Annotated in this window: 15 protein-coding genes, 1 pseudogene and 3 riboswitches; of the genes and pseudogenes, 3 read left to right on the top strand and 13 right to left on the bottom strand. The window is 69.8% G+C overall.

Annotated elements, in window-relative coordinates; all coding sequences use genetic code 11:
- Positions 1-401: 401 nt before the first annotated feature.
- The 7 genes and pseudogenes from FBT96_RS08375 to FBT96_RS08345 all read right to left on the bottom strand — a co-directional run.
- Positions 402-526: pseudogene (locus FBT96_RS08375) on the bottom strand (IS5/IS1182 family transposase); the annotation flags it as partial.
- A 54-nt stretch (positions 527-580) separates the two neighbouring features.
- Positions 581-1,282, bottom strand: coding sequence for an adenosylcobinamide amidohydrolase (locus FBT96_RS08370; protein ID WP_136905854.1), 702 nt, complete (start codon positions 1,280-1,282; stop codon positions 581-583).
- On the bottom strand, positions 1,279-2,013 hold the full coding sequence (locus FBT96_RS08365) for an ABC transporter ATP-binding protein (RefSeq protein ID WP_136905853.1): 735 nt from the start codon (positions 2,011-2,013) through the stop codon (positions 1,279-1,281). Before FBT96_RS08365 ends, FBT96_RS08370 begins: the two co-directional genes overlap by 4 nt.
- Positions 2,010-2,993, bottom strand: a complete 984-nt coding sequence (locus tag FBT96_RS08360) for a FecCD family ABC transporter permease (RefSeq protein WP_136905852.1) — start codon at positions 2,991-2,993, stop codon at positions 2,010-2,012. The genes FBT96_RS08365 and FBT96_RS08360 overlap by 4 nt, the downstream gene beginning before the upstream one ends.
- Positions 2,990-3,853 carry an ABC transporter substrate-binding protein gene (locus FBT96_RS08355; RefSeq protein ID WP_136905851.1) on the bottom strand — a complete coding sequence of 288 codons (864 nt, stop codon included), beginning with the start codon at positions 3,851-3,853 and terminating at the stop codon, positions 2,990-2,992. The genes FBT96_RS08360 and FBT96_RS08355 overlap by 4 nt, the downstream gene beginning before the upstream one ends.
- Before the next feature lie 52 nt (positions 3,854-3,905).
- Positions 3,906-5,759: a TonB-dependent receptor plug domain-containing protein gene (locus tag FBT96_RS08350; protein WP_169583319.1), complete on the bottom strand. Its 1,854-nt coding sequence runs from the start codon at positions 5,757-5,759 to the stop codon at positions 3,906-3,908.
- Between the two features lie 129 nt (positions 5,760-5,888).
- A riboswitch (cobalamin riboswitch) is annotated at positions 5,889-6,083 on the bottom strand.
- A 19-nt stretch (positions 6,084-6,102) separates the two neighbouring features.
- Positions 6,103-6,999, bottom strand: a complete 897-nt coding sequence (locus FBT96_RS08345; protein ID WP_136905849.1) for a DUF4198 domain-containing protein — start codon at positions 6,997-6,999, stop codon at positions 6,103-6,105.
- 139 nt (positions 7,000-7,138) lie between these two features.
- Positions 7,139-7,301, bottom strand: a riboswitch (cobalamin riboswitch).
- Between the two features lie 112 nt (positions 7,302-7,413).
- A riboswitch (cobalamin riboswitch) is annotated at positions 7,414-7,600 on the top strand.
- Positions 7,601-7,809: 209 nt separating this feature from the next.
- Here FBT96_RS08345 and FBT96_RS08340 point away from each other — a divergent pair.
- The 3 genes from FBT96_RS08340 (at position 7,810) to FBT96_RS08330 (ending at position 11,255) form a co-directional block, all read left to right on the top strand.
- A complete protein-coding gene (locus FBT96_RS08340; RefSeq protein ID WP_136905848.1) occupies positions 7,810-8,157 on the top strand; it encodes a hypothetical protein in 348 nt (115 codons plus the stop codon).
- A 72-nt stretch (positions 8,158-8,229) separates the two neighbouring features.
- Entirely contained in the window at positions 8,230-9,804 is a 1,575-nt protein-coding gene (locus FBT96_RS08335; protein ID WP_136905847.1) for a cobyric acid synthase, read from the top strand.
- Positions 9,801-11,255, top strand: coding sequence for a cobyric acid synthase (locus tag FBT96_RS08330; protein ID WP_136905846.1), 1,455 nt, complete (start codon positions 9,801-9,803; stop codon positions 11,253-11,255). The genes FBT96_RS08335 and FBT96_RS08330 overlap by 4 nt, the downstream gene beginning before the upstream one ends.
- 53 nt (positions 11,256-11,308) lie before the next feature.
- On the opposite strand, the gene FBT96_RS08325 is transcribed toward FBT96_RS08330, so the two are convergent.
- The 6 genes from FBT96_RS08325 to FBT96_RS08300 all read right to left on the bottom strand — a co-directional run bounded on the left by FBT96_RS08325 (position 11,309) and on the right by FBT96_RS08300 (position 17,320).
- Positions 11,309-12,361 carry a response regulator gene (locus FBT96_RS08325; RefSeq protein ID WP_136905845.1) on the bottom strand — a complete coding sequence of 351 codons (1,053 nt, stop codon included), beginning with the start codon at positions 12,359-12,361 and terminating at the stop codon, positions 11,309-11,311.
- Positions 12,362-12,369: 8 nt separating this feature from the next.
- The gene (locus FBT96_RS08320) at positions 12,370-13,710 is read right to left on the bottom strand and encodes a sensor histidine kinase (protein ID WP_136905844.1); all 1,341 of its coding nucleotides are present in this window, start codon (positions 13,708-13,710) and stop codon (positions 12,370-12,372) included.
- A gap of 272 nt (positions 13,711-13,982) precedes the next feature.
- A complete protein-coding gene (locus tag FBT96_RS08315) occupies positions 13,983-14,900 on the bottom strand; it encodes a glycyl-radical enzyme activating protein (protein ID WP_136905843.1) in 918 nt (305 codons plus the stop codon).
- A gap of 27 nt (positions 14,901-14,927) precedes the next feature.
- Positions 14,928-15,227, bottom strand: coding sequence for a BMC domain-containing protein (locus tag FBT96_RS08310; RefSeq protein WP_136905842.1), 300 nt, complete (start codon positions 15,225-15,227; stop codon positions 14,928-14,930).
- Positions 15,228-15,248: 21 nt separating this feature from the next.
- Positions 15,249-16,850, bottom strand: coding sequence for an aldehyde dehydrogenase family protein (locus tag FBT96_RS08305; RefSeq protein WP_136905841.1), 1,602 nt, complete (start codon positions 16,848-16,850; stop codon positions 15,249-15,251).
- Positions 16,847-17,320 (bottom strand): GlcG/HbpS family heme-binding protein, encoded by a 474-nt coding sequence (locus FBT96_RS08300; RefSeq protein ID WP_136905840.1) that lies wholly within the window; start codon positions 17,318-17,320, stop codon positions 16,847-16,849. Before FBT96_RS08300 ends, FBT96_RS08305 begins: the two co-directional genes overlap by 4 nt.
- Between the last annotated feature and the right edge of the window lie 3 nt (positions 17,321-17,323).

The raw sequence follows: 17,323 nt of genomic DNA, 5'->3' as shown, positions 1-17,323 counted from the left end.
AGGGTGGCAACCTTCGTCAAGACCATCAAATCGGAGCGGATCTGGCCGGTCGCCTGGCAATCCCGCCAGCAGGCCGAAACGCCGTCTCCAAAGACATCGACGGGTTCTACACCCCGTCAGGCGGCCCTCATCACGCGGCTTCCAAAGCCCCATCGCCTTTGAACGAACGGCCCGGGACGTGAGCGAAACGCGCTCCACAAAGGCCGGGCAAGTCCACCCCTCCGACCGTTTAGGCCCAGCCGAAAGCGAGCAGGATCAGACAACGATCCCGGGGATCGTTGTCCCGACGCAAGTCGATCCGCGTTCGATGTTTCAACGAGAGGGCGTCGCCGTCGTGGCGGGTGGCGCGGCGGTCGCTGGCGGAGGGCCGGGCGATTTCTTGTGAAGCCCGTCGACATCGGGTCGAGGCTGGCGAGCGCGTCATTGACCACCTGCCGGATCTTGCGCGGGGAGGCTTGACCGGGATCCGGTCCTCGAGGTCAACAGAGCGGAAACGCGCCCCGCTCGTCTCGTCCGTGCCCCGCATCGTGAGCCCCCTTCCCCGTGGGGGGCTCCTGTCTGCATCCGCGGTCGAGACCGACTATTTCAGCGGCCCCAGACCGGCGCGGGGCTCTCGCCTTTCCTGCATCCAGTCCCGGCCCCCCTGCCCCACCGCCTCCAGAACGGCGCGGCCGATCGCCTCGCCAAGCGCGGTGTGCAGCCCGGCATGGGCTTCGCGGCCCGGGCTTGCGGCGATGGCGATGCAATCGGTGCCGGTGCCGGTGGCGCGGCCCGTGGGCAGATCAAGCCCCAGTGCCAGCACCGCCGCCGTGCGGGCCTGCGCCGCAAGGCTCAGCGCCTCGATCTGCGCGGCCACCGACAGACCATGACCGGGCCGGGCGGCCGCGATCCGCAGCGCCAGGTTGATCGTGCCATAGCCTGCGGCCTCGGGGTCGCGCGGGGCCAGCCGCCGCCCCACCGCTTCCGCATTGCCCAGCCCCACCGTCGCCAGCGCCTCCACCGTCCAGTCCGCCACGGTGCAGCTGGCGCGGCTGACCCGGCGGATATCGCGCGAGGTCAGCATCGCCACCGCATCCCCCAGCCCGCGCCCGGCCAGTTCGGCGGCAAACCACGGCCCGACCGCAAGCCCCGGCGGCAGATCGGCGTTGCGCACCTCGCGCCAGACGATCTGCCGGGCGGTGACCAGACCCGGGCGGTGCGGCGCGAAGGACAGGACCCGCAGGGCGGCGCCCAGATCGACGACCAGCCACGGCGGATCGAGCTGCAGCGGCAGCGGCGTCATCGCGCGACCCCGCCCAGCGGCTGCACGATCAGCCCGCCCTCGGCCTCGGCCAGATGGCAGCGGATGGCGAAGACCTCGCGCAAAAGCTCCGGGGTCAGCACGGCGCGCGGCGGGCCGTCGGCGACGATCCGACCCTGATGCAGCACCAGAAGCCGGGTGCAATGCCGCGCGGCAAGACCGAGATCATGCAGCGCGGCGATCACCGTGCGGCCCTCGGCGGCAAGGCTGGCGAAAAGCGCCATGCAGGCGATCTGATGCGCCGGATCAAGGCCCGCGATCGGCTCGTCGGCCAAAAGCAGCGCCGTATCCTGCGCCAGCGCCCGCGCAATCAGCACCCGCGCCTGTTCGCCGCCCGACAGCGCCGTGGCCGGGCGCTGCGCCAGCGTCGCCACATCCATCCGGGCCAGCGCCGCCGCGACCTGCGGCGCGTCCTCGCGCCCGTCCTGCGCCAGCGCCACCAGCGCCGCGACGCGCAGCCCCCAGGCGATTTCGCGCTGCTGCGGCAGCCAGGCGGCCAGACGGGCCCGGGCCCGCGGCGAAAGCTGCGCCAGCGACGACCGGCCCTGCGCCGCGATCAGCCCCAGCGCGGCGCGCAGCAGCGTCGATTTCCCCGCGCCGTTCGGGCCGATCAGGCCGATGAACTCGCCCGCCTCGACGCGCAGGCTGGCCGGATGCAAGGTCACCCGCCCGCCCCGCCGCACCGCCAGATTGTCCAGTTCCATCAGGCTCATGGCTGACCTCGCATCCGCCAGATCAGGTTCAGGAACACCGGCGCGCCGACCAGCGCCATCAGCACGCCCAGTTTCAGATCCTGCCCCGGCAGCACCTTGCGCACCGCGATATCGGCGATCAGCACCAGCACCGCGCCGCCCAAAGCCGCCGCGGGCAAAAGCCGCGCCGGGCTGGCGCCGACGAGCGGGCGCAGCAGATGCGGCACGACAAGGCCGACGAAGCCCACCGTCCCCGCCACCGCCGTCGCCGCCCCCACCGAGGCCGCCGTGCCAAGGATCACCGCCAGCCGCAGCCGGGTCAGATCGGTGCCCATCGAGGCGGCGGCCTCCTCGCCCAGCGTCAGCGCGTCAAGGCCGCGGCCGGACCGGGCCAGCAACAGGCCGCCGACCGCCATGAACGGCGCGGCGATCGCGACATGGGTAAAGGAACAATCGGCCAGCGACCCCATCATCCAGAACACGATATCCTGCGCGGCAAAGGGATTGGGCGAGAGGTTGAGCACCAGCGAGGTCAGCGCCGAGGCCAGCGCCGAAAGCGCGATCCCCGCCAGGATCAGCGCCAGCGTGCCGCCGCGCCCGGCCAGAAACAGGATCGCCCCCACGCCGATCAGCGCGCCCAGCAGCGCCGCCAGCGGCAGGGCCAGGGCAAAGCTGGCGGCAAGCCCGGTCTGCAGCGCGATCACCGCCCCCAACGCCGCCGCGGCGGAAATGCCGATCACCCCGGGTTCCGCCATCGGGTTGCGCAACAGCCCCTGCATCGCCGCGCCCGACAGCCCAAGGCTTGCCCCCACCAGCACGGCCAGGATCGCCCGCGGCAGCCGGATGTCGCGCATCACGAGGCCCAGCGGCCCCTCGCCCCCGGTGACCAGCGCCTTGAGCGCGGTCAGCGGCGCCACCTCGGCCACCCCGGTCAGCAGCGAGGCGACAAACAGCGCGACCAGCGCCAGCCCAAGCCCGATGTGCAAGGATCTTTCCGTCATTTCATATCCTTGAGCCGGTCGGTGGCATCGAGAACCGAGGGCAGGCCGCAGATCCAGTCGCGGTCTTCCACGGCGGCACGGCGGCCGGTCAGCGCGCCGAGCGCCGGATGGGTCAGCGGTTCCTCGGCGCGCGACGACCCGGGGCCGATCCGCCCGGTCACCACCAGATCGGGATCGGCCAGCACCAGCGCCTCGAGCGGCAGGGTGCTGCCCTGCGCCCGCCCCATCCGCGCGGCGAGCGTGTCAAACCCGGCGGTGGTCAGGATCTCTCCGGCAAGGCTTTCATGGCCCGACATGTAGCCGCGCGCCGACCAGGTGGCGGCGAGCGGCCGCGGCCCGGGAACGGTCGCGGCGCGGATCCGCGCCAGCCTTGCGGCGAAAGCCCCGGCCATCGCGGCAGCCTCGGGTTCGCGGCCGAGCAGGCTGCCCATCCGGGCGATGTCGGCCTGCATGTCGGCAAAGCTGTCGGCGGGCTCGAAGACCGCCACGGGAATGCCCAGCCGGCGCAGCATCGCCACGGTGGGCTGCGCGGTATAGCGCCCGGCCAGCACCAGATCGGGATGCAGCAGATAGACCTCCTCGGCCTGACCGCGGTTCGTGGGATAGGCCTTAGCGGCCTCGGCCATCACCGAGGCGGCAGGATCGCGGGCCAGATGGGTGATCGACACAAGCTGCCCCGGCGCGGCCAGCATCATCGCCAGCTGATCGGTGCACAGGTTGATCGAGACGACGCGCGCGGGCCCGGCCAGCCCCGGCCCCGGCAGGGCCAGCGCCGAAAGCAGCGCCAGCGCCGCGGGCCAAAGACGCCGGGGCCGCCGGGCGGGCGGCGGGATCGGCGAAGGGTCTGCGTGAGCCGTCATGTCATTCCCTTCCAAAACGCGCCGGAGGGTCTTGCCCCCCGGCGCGGCGCCGTCAGAATTTGGTGCGGACCCCGACATAAAGCGTCCGTCCCGGCTGACCGAAATTCCGCGCGGTCTGATAGCTTTCGTCGAACAGGTTTTCGACCCGCAGGGTGGCCGCGGCGGTCTCGGTCAGCGCGTAGGACATCGACAGCGTCGCCACCGTGTAATCGGACATCTTCTGCTGCATCGTCGCATAGGGGAAGCTGGAATAATCCACATATTCATCCCACAGACCGGCCACATGGGTGACGCTGAACCGGGCGTCGAGCCGCGCGCCGATCCGGCCATCGACCCCAAGCGTCAGATTGTGCCGCGGCGCCCTTGCGCCCCGCCGTTCGGCCGTGCCCTGCCGCACCGTCACATCGGTATAGGCATAGGCGCCAAACAGCGACCAGTTCGCCCCGATCGCCGCCTTGCCCGCCAGCTCGATCCCCTGGCTTTTCGTGGTCCCGGCCTGCTGCACATAGGTAAAGGTGTTGCTGTCGAAGGTGATCTGATCCTCGACCCGGGTTTCAAACAGCGTCGCCGAGATCGAGCCGCCCGCAAGCAGCCGCTCGGCGCCGATCTCGTAGCTGCGGCTGGTTTCGGGCTGGAAGGTCGGCTTGCCGTAGCTGCTCCAGAGTTCATAGGGCGAGGGCGCGCGGAAGCCGGTGGCGGCGACGGCGCGCAGGACCCAGTCGGCCTCCGGGCGCCAGGCCAGCGCCAGACGGCCGCTGTCATGGCCGCCAAAAAGGGTGTGATCGTCGTGGCGCAGCGCGAAGGACAGGTCCAGATCGGCGCGCGGCGCCCAAAGCGCCTCGGCAAAGGCGGCGGTGGTGCGGATGCCGTTCGCCGTGGTGGACCAGGACGAGGCGACCGAGAAATCGTCCTGTCCATGTTCAAGGCCCCAGTTCAGCGACAGCGTGTCCCGCGCCGCCCAGCGACCGGCATAGGCAAGGGTGTCACGGTCGGAAAGGAAATGGGTGTCGCTGCCGTATTCGCGGACATCGCGTTCGGTGCGGGCGCGGGCCAGCGACAGCTCGTGCCAGACCGCGCCGGTGTCGAATTGCGCAAACACCCGCCCGCCGCGCAGGCGGCTGTCGGCCCGGTTGTCGGCATCGGCGCCGGTGTTGTCAAAGGCGACAGACGTATCTTGCACGAGCGCCGCCGCCCCGATCGTCAGGTTTTCGGTCAGCGCATGGCGGGCATTGGCGTTGATCTGCGTGCCGTTGAACCCGTCCTTCTCGGTGCCCTGCGCATAGGCCGAGATGCCATCGGTCACGGTGCGGCTGGCGGTCAGCGCCAGTTCGGTCCGCTCCGTCTTCAGCCCGACCGAGGCGCTGCCGCTGTGGGTGTCGCGCGTCCCCGCCTCAAGCGCGACCTGCCCCGAGGCGCCCTCGGTTTCGGGCCGCCAGCTGGTGATGTCGATCACCCCCGCCACCGCCTCCGAGCCGTAAAGCGCCGATTGCGCGCCGCGCAGCACCTCGATGCGCGACAGGCCCGCGGTGGTCAGCCCGCCGAAGGAATAGGACACCTGCGGGTTCGCGGCATCGGTGACGTTGATCCCGTCGATCCGGGTGCCAAGGTAATAGGCGGGCAGGCCGCGCACCCGCAGCGAGGTCTGGGTGCCAAGCCCGCCATTCGCGCTCAGGGTGATGCCGGGCAGCGTCGAGAGATACTGGCCAAAGCCGAGCGGCGCCTTTTCGATCTCTTCGGCGGTGACGACGGTGACGGTCGCGCCGGTGCGGCTGAGCTTGACCGGCTCCGCGGAGGCCGCGACGGAGATGGCGTCGAGGTTGGTGACCTCGTCCTCCTGCGCCAGCGCGGGGACGGCGGCCGCGGCAAGAGCGGCAGAAACAAGGGCAAGACGCGAAAGACGCGGCATCGGACAGACCTTTTCCGTTCGGGCCAAACGGCCCGGCATGAGAGAAGTCGCGGAAAAGCAAGGGCTTTCCGCAGACGGCGACAGTTCACCTCTGCGGACAGACCGCTCCCGTGGCGCCCCTCGCGCCCGGAAAGGGTGATCGTCCAAGCAGGTCTCCTGGCTCACGGGTCATCGCTCGGTCGGCCTTCCCGGGCGGGCCCAGTGGCAGTTCGACGTCGCTCGCCGCTCACAGTTGCGGGGGCAGCCACGGTCTGGGCGCTGCGGCCGTTCCGTGTTCCCTTTCAATCCGACCCGCAGGCCGGAACTTGGACGGGGCACAACCAAGACGAAATCCCCCCGCAGGTCAAGCGGTGCTTTCCCGCGACCGCGGTTCGGGCGCCAGCGCCGGGGGCGCCTCCCCCGGCACGGCGGCGTCGCAAGGAGGGGTCGGGGCGGCGGCGGTTTTCCAAGCCGTTGCAAGGGGTTCGGCGTCATTTCCGGCACCCCCGGCACGCGTGCCGAAGCGCTGCCAAAGCGTGGTGACATGTCGCACCGGCCGCAGCCCGGACCAGCCGATCGGCCCCGTCGCGGTGATCGCCCAAAGCCCGGGCGCCGGCAGCGAGACCCGGAACCGGCCCTCGCGGTCGGTTTCGGCGACGATCCAGAGCGGCGCGCCAAGGCCCGGCACCGCCCGCACCTGCCCGCCGACCGGCTCCGCCCCGATCCGTTCCAGATGCACCGTCGTCGCCCGCAGCGGCCGCCCCTGCGCCAGCACCCGCGCCGAAAACCGCATCCCGGGCAGAAATTCCGGCGCCAGCAGGTCGGGCAGGATCTCGACGGCAAGGCCGAGCGGGTCCGGCGCGGCGGGCGCGGCGCCGCGCAAGACGAAGCACGCGGCCGCATGCTGCACCAGCCCGCGGCCTTCGGGATCGCGCCCGGCCGGGGCCTCGGCGTGGATCCGGTGCAGCCCCGGCGCCGACAGATCGACCCGGGTCTGCCAGGCACGGGCGGCATTGCCCGCGCCCTGCAGCAGATCCGCCGTCAGCCCGGGCGTCAGGTCGGTGCGCCGGTCCCCGTGCAGGTGCAGCACCGCCAGCGGGGGGGCAAGGTCCAGCACCGCCCCCCCGCCCAGCGGATCGCCAAGCGCAAGGGTCAGCAGGCCGCCCGTCTCGGGCAGATGCGCCATCAGCCCCGGCGTGGCGGGGCGGGGGATCGCCAGCAGCGCGCGCGCGGCGGCCATCAGGTTTCCGTGCAAAATCATGGTCGTTTCCTTCCGGAGCGGTCCGGGACACCCGGCCGCAAGACGCGAAAGGACGAAGGGATGTGGCCCCAGAGGGCCGGGCCTCGGGGGCCAGACGCGCACCCCGGCGTCCGGTGAAACCGGGCCGTGGCCCGGGGGGTGGCAGGTCTCCTGGCTTGCGGGTCCGGGCTCGGGCCGGCCTTCCCGGGGCATCCCCAGTGGCATCGTCGACCGTCGCTCGCCGCTCACAGTTGCGGGGGCAGCTGCGGGTTTGCCCGAAGGCGCACCGCATTCCCTTTTCATCCCCGCCGAACGGGGAACCAATCCCGCCTTGGTTGTGCCAGCCCCCGCCGCCCGCGTCAATCGGCTTCCGTGCGGGCGGCTTCCGTGCGGGCGGCTTCCGTCGCGGGCAGTTGACAGCGGCGCGGCGCGGGGCCATCTTGCCCGGGCCTTGGTTCCGCGGCTGATCCCGCGGACGAAGAGGGAAGCCGGTGCAAGTCCGGCGCTGCCCCCGCAACTGTAAGCGGCAAGCCCCGAGCACGGCCACTGATCGCAAGATCGGGAAGGCGCAAGGGGCGTTCGAGCCGCAAGCCAGGAGACCTGCCAGGCCGAAAACCATCCCGGGCGGCGGGCCCGGAGGCAGGGTGCTTCGGCATGTCCGGGGCCTGTCCCCTTACCGCTTTCCGGCCCAATGCCAGAGGAACGGTATGGCGCCGAAAGACACGACCCCGATCACGGCCCCGATCACGGGCCCGTGCGGCCTGTCACCCGGGCATCGCCCCGCCCCGCAGGCCGCCCCGCAGGCCGCCTCGCAGGTTGGGGGGCGCCGCCATGGCTGACGGAGGATCCCCGCCCGGTCCGCGCCCGTTCCGGGTGCTGGGCTGCAGCACCTGCCGCCATGCCGACGCGCCCTGCCGCCCCGGCCTCGCCTTTCTGAACCGGCTCTGCCAAGCCCTTGCCTTGGCGCCGGTGGGGGCGGATTTCGACATCAGCGGCTCCGCCAGCCTGTGTTGCGGCGCAAGGCTTTGCCCGGTGGTCTGGTGCGCCACGCCCGAGGGCGCGCGGCTTTGGGGCGACGTCGCCCCCGACGTGCCGGTGGCGGCGCTGCGGGACCCTGGCCCCGACGCGCCTGTCCAGGCCGCCGCCGAGATCGTCACCGGGCCGGGAACGCTGCACTGATCCCGCCCGACCTTCCCGGTGCCGGGGCTGCCCCGGTGCCGTCCTTGCCTTGCCGACCGAACGGACCCTGCGATGACCTTTTCCCTGCCCGAGCATGACCCGGTGCCGCCTCTGCCCGATCTTGACCTGCCGTTCCTGACCCCGCCCCCGCCGCGCCGCGGCCGGGCGCTGATGATCCAGGGCACCAGTTCCGACGTCGGCAAAAGCCTGCTGGTGGCCGGGCTCTGCCGCGCCTATGCCCGCCGCGGCCTCAAGGTGGCGCCGTTCAAGGCGCAGAACATGTCGAACAATGCCGCCGTCACCGTGGACAGCGACCTGCCCCCCGGCCCCGACGGTCAGGCCCGGCGCGGCGAGATCGGCCGGGCGCAGGCGCTGCAGGCCCGCGCCGCCGGGGTGGCGCCCTCGATCCACATGAACCCGGTTCTGCTCAAGCCGCAGGCGCTGGTCGGTTCGCAGGTGGTGCTGCGCGGCCGGGCGCTGGGCAACTGGCCCGCGCGGCATTACCACCATCTGAAACCCTTCCTGCTGCCCGCGGTGATGGACAGCTACCGCCGCATCGCCGCCGAAGCCGATCTGGTGCTGGTCGAGGGCGCGGGGGCGGCGACCGAGACCTGGATCAAGCATTGCGACATCACCAACATGCGTCTGGCCGAAGAGGCCGATCTGCCGGTGGTGCTGTTGACCGACAACGACCGCGGCGGCGCGCTGGCCGCCGTCGTCGGCAGCTGGATGCTGCATGACGAAGCCGAGCGGGCGCGGGTGAAAGGCATTCTTGTCAACAAGTTCCGCGGCTATTTCTCGCTTTATGAACCGGCCTGCCGGACCATGACCGAGATCACCGGCTGGCCTTTCCTGGGCGTCGCGCGCTGGTTCGAGGCGGCAGGACGGCTTCCGGCCGAGGATGCGCTGGCGCTGGAACGCCCGGCCACGGGCAATGGCGCGGGGCTGATCGTCGCCGTGCCGCATCTGGATGGCGTGGCGAATTTCGACGATCTCGACCCGCTGGGCGCCGAGCCCGGCGTCGATCTGCGCTGGATCCGCCACGGCCAGCCGATCCCGCCCGAGGCCGATGTGGTGCTGTTGCCGGGATCAAAAACCACCCGCGCCGCGCTGGCCACCCTGCGCGCGCAGGGCTGGGATGTCGATATCCGCGCGCATCTGCGCCGCGGTGGCCGTGTTGTGGGGATTTGCGCGGGATTTCAGATGCTTGGCCGTGTCGTGCGCGACCCCGAAGGGATCGAGGGTCCGGCGGGCGAGACCGAGGGGCTGGGGCTGCTCGATCTGGAAACGGTGATGACGCGCGACAAGATGCTGACCGAGGTGCAGGCGACCGACAGCCTCTCCGGGCAGGCTCTGGCGGGCTACGAGATGCACATGGGCCGCACCACCGGGCCGGGGCTTGACCGGCCATGGTTCCGGCTTGACGGCCGCCCCGAGGGCGCGGTGTCCGGCGATGGCCGGGTGATGGGGACCTATCTGCACGGGCTCTTTGGCGCCGATGGCTTTCGCGGCCATTGGATCGCGGCGATGGGGGGGCGGGCTTCGGGGCTGGATCATGCCGCGCAGATCGAGACGACGCTCGACGGTCTTGCCGATCAGCTGGAGGAAGACCTGGATCTGGACGCGCTGCTGGCGCTGGCGAAATGAGGGCGCGGCGGCTGATGGTGCTGGGCACCGGCTCGGATGTGGGGAAAAGCCTGTTCGTGGCGGGGCTGGCGCGGGCCTTCACCCGGCGGGGGCTGAAGGTGGCGCCGTTCAAGGCGCAGAACATGTCGAACAATGCCGCCGTGACCGCGGATGGCGGCGAGATCGGCCGGGCGCAGGCGCTTCAGGCGCGGGCGGCGGGGGCGGCGCTTTCGGTGCACATGAACCCGGTGCTGCTGAAGCCCGACAGCGATGTCGATGCGCAGGTGGTGGTGCAGGGGCAGGTGCTGGGGCGGTTCTCGGCCGCCGACTATCAGGCGCTGAAACCCGGTCTGCGGGGGCGGGTGATCGAAAGCCTTGATCATCTGTCGGCGACGCATGATCTGGTGCTGATCGAGGGGGCGGGCAGCGGCGCGGAACGCTATCTGCGGCCGCAGGATATTTCCAACATGGGTCTGGCCGAGGCCGCCGATCTGCCGGCGCTGCTTCTGGGCGACGAGTCGCGCGGCGGGGTGACGGCGGCGGTGATCGGGCATCACCACCTTTGGAGCACGTCGGACCGCGCCCGGGTGGCGGGCGTGATCGTGACGAAATTCCGCGGTGATCCGGCGATCTTCGCCCCGGCGGCCGCCGACATCCGCGCCGAGACCGGTTGGCCGGTGCTGGGGCTGATGCGCTGGTCCGAGGCGGCCCGGCGCCTGCCCGAGGAAGATTCGCTCGGCCTTGCGCGCAAGCGCGGCGCGGCGGGGGCGCTTGTCGTGGCGGTGCTCGACCTGCCGCGGGTGGCGAATTTCGACGATCTGGACCCGCTTGCCGCCGAGCCCGCAGTCGATCTGCGCTGGGTCCGTCCGGGCCAGCCGATCCCGGCCGAGGCGGCGGTGGTGATCCTGCCCGGCTCCAAGGCCACGCGGGCCGCGCTGACGGCGCTGCGCGCCGAGGGTTGGGACATCGATCTGCGCGCGCATCTGCGCCGGGGCGGGCGCGTCGTGGGGATTTGCGCGGGGTTTCAGATGCTTGGCCGCGTCGTGCGCGACCCCGAGGGGATCGAGGGCACCCCGGGCGAAACCGCGGGGCTGGGGCTGCTCGATCTGGAAACGGTGATCGGGCCGACGAAGCGGTTGGCCGAGATCGACGCGCAGGACAGCCAAACCGGCGCCCGGGTGAGCGGCTACGAGATGCACATGGGACGGACCACCGGCCCGGATCTTGCCCGCCCCTGGCTGACCCTTGACGGGCGGGCCGAGGGGGCGATTTCGGCCGATGGCCGCGTGATGGGCAGCTATCTGCACGGGATTTTCGGGGCGGGCGCGTTCCGCGGCGCCTGGCTGGCGCAGCTGGGCGTCAGCGCCGCGGCGCAGGACCATGACGCCCGGATCGAGACCGCCCTTGACGCCTTTGCCGCCGAGATCGAGGCCGATCTGGACCTGGACGCGATCCTGGCCCTGGCGCGCTGAGCCCCGCGGGCCGGGAGGCATGAGGCCGGGAGGCGCGCGGCTGGGCGGTGCCCTCAGATCCCACCCGGGCGGCTGGCGCGGCGGAATTCCGAGGGCGAGACCCCGACCTCTTTCTTGAACGCCTTGCAGAAGTAATTCGCGTCCTGATAGGCCAGATCCAGCGCCACATTCAGGATCGGCAGGCTGGATCCCGCCAGCAATTCCTTGGCCCGCGCGATCCGGCGCTCCTTCACATAGGCGATGAAGGTCCGGTCCATCTGCCGATGAAACAACCGGCTGAGATAGCAGGCGCTGACATGGGCCTGCTCGGCCGCGTCTTCAAGCGTCACCGTCTTGTGCAGGTTGCGCTCGATATAGTTGCGCACCGTCTCGATCCGCGCCGCGGCGCCCGCGCCGGTCTCCTCGCCCGGATCGAAAAGCAGATCGGTGATGTCGCCGAAGAGTTCCTGCAGCTTGTAGCTGTCGCGCGGATCGAGCCGCTGCGTCGCCAAGGCCTCGATCCGGCGGGCGAGCGGCGCGGGCAGGCTGCGGCCGCTGCCGCCGATCAGATCGGCCAGCAGCTGCGCCAGATCGAGCACCGCCTGCCGGGCGGGCTTGTCGCGATGGCCGTGCAGCGCCTCGATCTGCCGCCGCACCAGCGCCAGACCGTCGCGATAGGCATGGGCGGCGACCATCCGGCCCAGCTCGGTGCGCAGATCGGGGGCGGGGTCCGGCGCGGGCGGGACAGCGACGGGCGCGGCGGTCCGCAGACAGTCGGTGACGGATTTCAGCAGTGCCTCGGTCCGCACGGGCTTGAGCAGGAAGCCGTCGGCGCGCAGCTGGATCGCCGCCTGCATGATCTCGAAATGATCATAGGCGGTGATGATCAGGACCTTGGTGGCCGCGGCGCGGTTGCGCAGAAGTTCAAGGATTTCAAGCCCGTCCGGGCGCGGGATCCGGATGTCGAGCAGCATCAGGTCGATCTTGCGGCTGTCGATCAGACGCAAAGCCTCGGCGCCGTTCTTCGCCTCGCCCACCACATTGACCCCGGGCAGGTTGCGCTCCAGGATCGTGCGCAGCGCCCGGCGTTCCAGTTCTTCATCCTCGACGATGGCAATATCGAACATCGGCGGCCTCAGAACGCGCAGGGGTCGAAATCGATCGGCAGCCGCAGCCGCACCAGCGTGCCGCGGCCCTGCCGGAACGGGCTGACGATTTCAAGCCCGTGGCTGTCGCCGAAATATTGCCGCATCCGGCTGTGGATGTTGTGCAGCCCGATGCTTTTGCGCCCGCCATGATCGGCCTCGCCGCGCAAGACGTCGTGACGGCGTTCGGCGCTGATGCCCGGGCCGTTGTCGAGCACGTCCAAAATCACGTCACCGCCGTCGCGATAGAGCGAAATCTCGATCAGCCCGCCGCTTTCCATCGGCTCGACCGCGTAATTGATGCAGTTTTCCACCAGCGGATGCAGCACCATGAAGGGGCACAGGACGCGGTCGAATTCCTCGGGCGCATCCAGCGTGAAATCGAACCGGTCGCCCATCCGCAGCTTGAGCAGATAAAGATAGTTGCGCACGTGATCGACCTCGGTGCGCAGCGGCACGAATTGCGACCCCGAGCGCTTGAGCAGATAGCGCATCATGTCGGCAAAGGCATGCACCGTGGTTTCCGTCTCGGGCGCGCCCTCGACCAGCGCCAGACGGCCGATGGTGTTGAGCACGTTGAACAGGAAATGCGGGTTCACCTGATAGGAGAGCGCCTGCAACTCGGCTTCGCGCAACAGCCGTTCGAGTTCGGCGCGGCGTTGCGATTCCTCGGCCAGACGCAGGTTTTTCGCGTAAAGTTCCTGCGTGACGCCCTGCGAATAGCTTTCCTCGACGATATGCGAGGCGATGGTGAACAAGGAAAACGCCGCCGAGCGCAGCCGGTCGAAGCTGATCTCGCCGATCTGCGCATGCAGGGCCAGAAGCGCGGGATCCTCGCTCCAGGAGCCCTCGGGGGGGAAGATGTTCGACAGATCGACGATGCGCAGATGCCCGCCCGGGGCGAGCTTCACCTGACCGCAGATCACCGCGCCCAGATATTCGCCGCGCAGGCTGATCGGCGCGGCGAAATCGACCAGCTGGCAGTGGCATTTGTAGATCGCGGGTTCGCCCGTCGACAGCGCCGTGCGCCCGCCCACCGCATCGCAGTGAAAGCAGCGCTCGCGCCAGTCGGGGCGTGACCGCACCGCCTCGCAGAAGGGCGAAAACCCCGAGGGTTTCGTCACCGGCGCCCCCTCGGGATCGACGATGACCATCGCCACGCCGACGGCGGCGCTGAAATTGCCCTGCACCTTCTGCAGCATCTCGGTGCTCATCAGATCGACAAGCTTGCGCCGCCGCGCGGCCTTGAATTCCGTCGTCTCCGGCACCGGGCGCTGGCCCGGGCCGATCAGAACCTCGACGGACTGCCCGAAAGGCGTCTTGCTTCCCATGCCAACCCCTCTGCATCGCCTGCGACGAAGACGGGTGGACATCCCCGGCGCCAACGAGAGCCCAGCCCGACGCTGGTCTCTGCCCGGGGGCTTTTGGCGGAAATTGCCCAAGGCCCCCGGCGTGCAGGGAAATGCCGACTCGCTCGTCGCTCCTGCCGAGCCTTAACGCAGTCGGACGGGGGAAAACCTGATCTGGCGCAAATCCCCCCGCCCTTCCCGGCCTCGTGACAAGTTACCGCACCACAAGGATTTTTTCGCCTTTCGGTTGCACCTCAGCCGCCGATCACGCAGCGCAGCCCCTCGGCCTCGACCAGCGTTTTCAACGGCATCACCGCCTCGGGCTGCAGATCGGGCAGCGCCCCCATCGGGCAGGTCCGGCCGAGCAGGCGATACTTGTTCTCGCCAAAGCTGTGATAGGGCAGCAGATGCACCGTATCGACGCCCGGCATCAGCTTCGCAAAGCGCGCAATCGCGGTGATCGCGGCGTGGCTGTCGTTCACCCCGGGCACCACCGGCACCCGCACCACCGCCCGCGTCAGCGCCGCCGCGATCAGGGCATTTTCCAGGATCAGCCGGTTGTCGACGCCGGTATGCGCCTGATGCACCGCCGGATCGATCGATTTCAGATCCATCAGCAGATGATCGACATGCGGGATCACCTCGCGGATCACCTCGCGCGGGGCGCAGCCCGTGGTTTCCATCGCGGTGTTCCAGCCCTGTTCGTGGCAGGCCATCAGCAGCTGTTTCGCGAAAGCGGCCTGCAGCAGCGGCTCGCCCCCCGACAGCGTCACCCCCCCGCCCGAGCGGCGATAGTGGATCGCATCCTTGCGCAGCTCCTGCATCACCTCGGCGACGCGCATCCTGCGCCCCGCACGTTTGAGCGCCTCGGTCGGGCAGACCTTGGTGCAGTCGCCGCAGCGGATGCATTTCGTCCGGTCGACAAAGCCCGGATTGTCGCGCGACAGCGCCCCCACCGGGCAGACCGGCACGCATTTGCCGCAGCCGATGCAGGCCGAGGCGCGGAAGAACAGATCCGGCTCGGTCGATTGCGATTCCGGGTTCGAACACCAGCGGCACGCGAGCGGGCAGCCCTTGAGAAAGACGATCGTCCGCACCCCCGGCCCGTCATGGATCGAATAACGCTGGATGTCGAAGACCGTGCCTTCGGCGGTGAAATCGATGTCGGACATGGCGGTATTCCTTTCGTGGCAGCGGGCCTAGAAGCCGGAGCCCTGCGCGGCGATGGCATCCATCGCGGCGCGGACCGAGGCGGTCTCGCCCAGCACGGCCAGCGTCGTCGTCGTCTGCGGGCAGGTGCCGGACAGCTCGACCGTCAGCACATGGGCGGATTTGCCGGCGATATCGGCAAAGAAGAACAGGTCGGGGACACTTGCCTGCACGAAGCCGATCGCCGAGACCCGGTTTTCCTCGATCCATTTGCGCACCCCCGGCGCGACGCGGCGGGCGAGCATCTCCAGAAGATCGGGGGCGGGGGCGTTGATGATGCGGATCTGCATGGCAAGTGTCCTTTTCGGGTCTCAGCGCACGTTCAGCGCTTCGACCATCACGCATTTGCGGCGGCGGGCGAAGGAGCGGGCAGAGGTCAGCCCCTCGCCCGTCGGCCCGGCGATGGTGAAGGTGGCATAGCCCTCGCCGCCGACGCCAAGCCCGGCATAAGAGGGCCCGTTCTTCACGAAGATCGTGGTCTGGATCAGCTTCGCCATCTTCGTCAGCTTGCGCACATTGGTCGAATGCATGATCGCGGTGTGGCGGTTGCCGTGTTCAAGAACGACTGCCAGATCAATGGCTTCATCGACGCAAGCCACGCGCACCAGCGGCAGGATCGGCATCATCAGCTCTTCGACGACAAAGGGGTGATCCTTGTCCGTCTCGATCAGGATGATCCGGGTTTTGGGCGCGGCGGTGATGCCGATCTTCTCCAAAAGCCAGAGCGCCGATTTGCCGACGCAGCCCGTTTGCGGCCCGCCCTTTTCGGTCAGCACGAGCTTCTCCAGCGCGGTGATCTGCGCCGGGTCGGTCAGCCGATGCGCGCCGTTGCGGACCAGTTCCGCGGTCAGGAAATCGGCGATCTGATCGACCGCGATCAGCTCCTTTTCCGCCACGCAGGGCATGTTGTTGTCGAACGAACAGCCGTTGACGATATCAAGCGCCGCTTTCGGAATGTCGGCGGTTTCATCGACCACCACCGGCGGATTGCCCGCCCCTGCCCCGATCGCCTTCTTGCCCGAGGACAGCACCGTCTTCACGATCGCCGGACCGCCCGTCGCCACCAGCATCCGCACCTTCGGATGCGCCATCATCGCAGTGGTGTTCTCGATCGAGGGGGCCTGCACGGTGACGACAAGGTTCGCGGGCGCGCCCAGCGCCGCCAGCTTGCGGTTGATCAGCTTGATCGCCAGCAGGCTGACACCGCGCGCCCGCGGATGGGGGCTGAAGACCACCGCATTGCCCGCGGCCAGCATGCCGATCGCGTTGCAGATGATGGTTTCGGTCGGGTTCGTCGTCGGCGTGATCGCCCCGATGACGCCATAGGCGGACAGCTCGACCAGCGTCAGCCCGTCATCGCCGCTTTGCGCCTCGGTCACCAGATCCTCGATGCCGGGGGTCTTTTCCGCCGCCAGCCGGTTCTTGATGATCTTGTGCGCGACATTGCCCATGCCGGTCTGTTCGACCGCCAGCCGCGAGATCCGGTCGAGCAGCGCGGGGTTCAAGAACACCTCGCGGATGCCGTCGATGAAGCGCTTGCGCGCCGACATCGCACAGAACAGATATTGCCGCTGCGCCTCGGCCGCGGCCTCGACCGCCGCATCCATCGTGGCGAAGATGCCGTCGCCCAGCGTTTCCGCCTGATCGTCGGGGATCGAGAGGCAATTTGCCGGCGCGGTGCAGCTGCCCGCCTTGCAGCAGGAACAGTTCTTCTCGCCCAGTTCGCGCGTCAGGATGCCGCCGATGATGTCGTCGATCGGATCGGCGGCTTTCGGGGCCTCCCGGACACAGCCCTGCGTGCCGGGTTTTGCCAGATCCGTCAGGGCCTTGGCCACCGTCGCTTGCACGTCTTTCGGGGCGGTGTAGCCGCTCAAAACGCGGGCCACGGCGTCTTCGATATCGCTGTCTTTCATTGTCCTTGTCCTTCGCTCGGGGCCGCGCCCCAATGTGCCGCAATCGCCTTTCGCGCGATCTGCATGTCTTGCTCGACGCTGCCGCCGCTGATGCCGATGGCGCCCAGCACCGCCGCCCCCGCCCGGATCGGCAGGCCGCCGCCAAAGGGGACGACCGGCCCGCCCGCGGGACCAAGCCCCGCCAGCATGCCGCCCGCGGCGGTCAGGGCGCCCAGCGCATCGGTGCCCATCCGGTAGGTCGCCGCCGTCCAGGCCTTGGCAGGCGCCAGCGTGACCGCGGCGGGCAGCGCCCCCTCCATCCGGTGAAAGAGCAGCGCCGTGCCCGCGCCGTCGCAAAAGGCGATGCAGACCGGCACGCCCAGCCGCCGCGCCTCAAGCTCGGCGCGCGCCGCCATCCGGGTGACGTCGGCCAGCCGCAACGGGCGACGGGCGGCCAATTCGGTCCAAAGGATCGTGTCGATCCGCGACATGGC

Source organism: Rhodobacter capsulatus, assembly GCF_005144475.1.
GTDB lineage: Bacteria > Pseudomonadota > Alphaproteobacteria > Rhodobacterales > Rhodobacteraceae > Rhodobacter > Rhodobacter capsulatus_C.
Note: the sequence above shows the minus strand (reverse complement) of the source record. Positions and strands in the feature narration are given on the sequence as shown.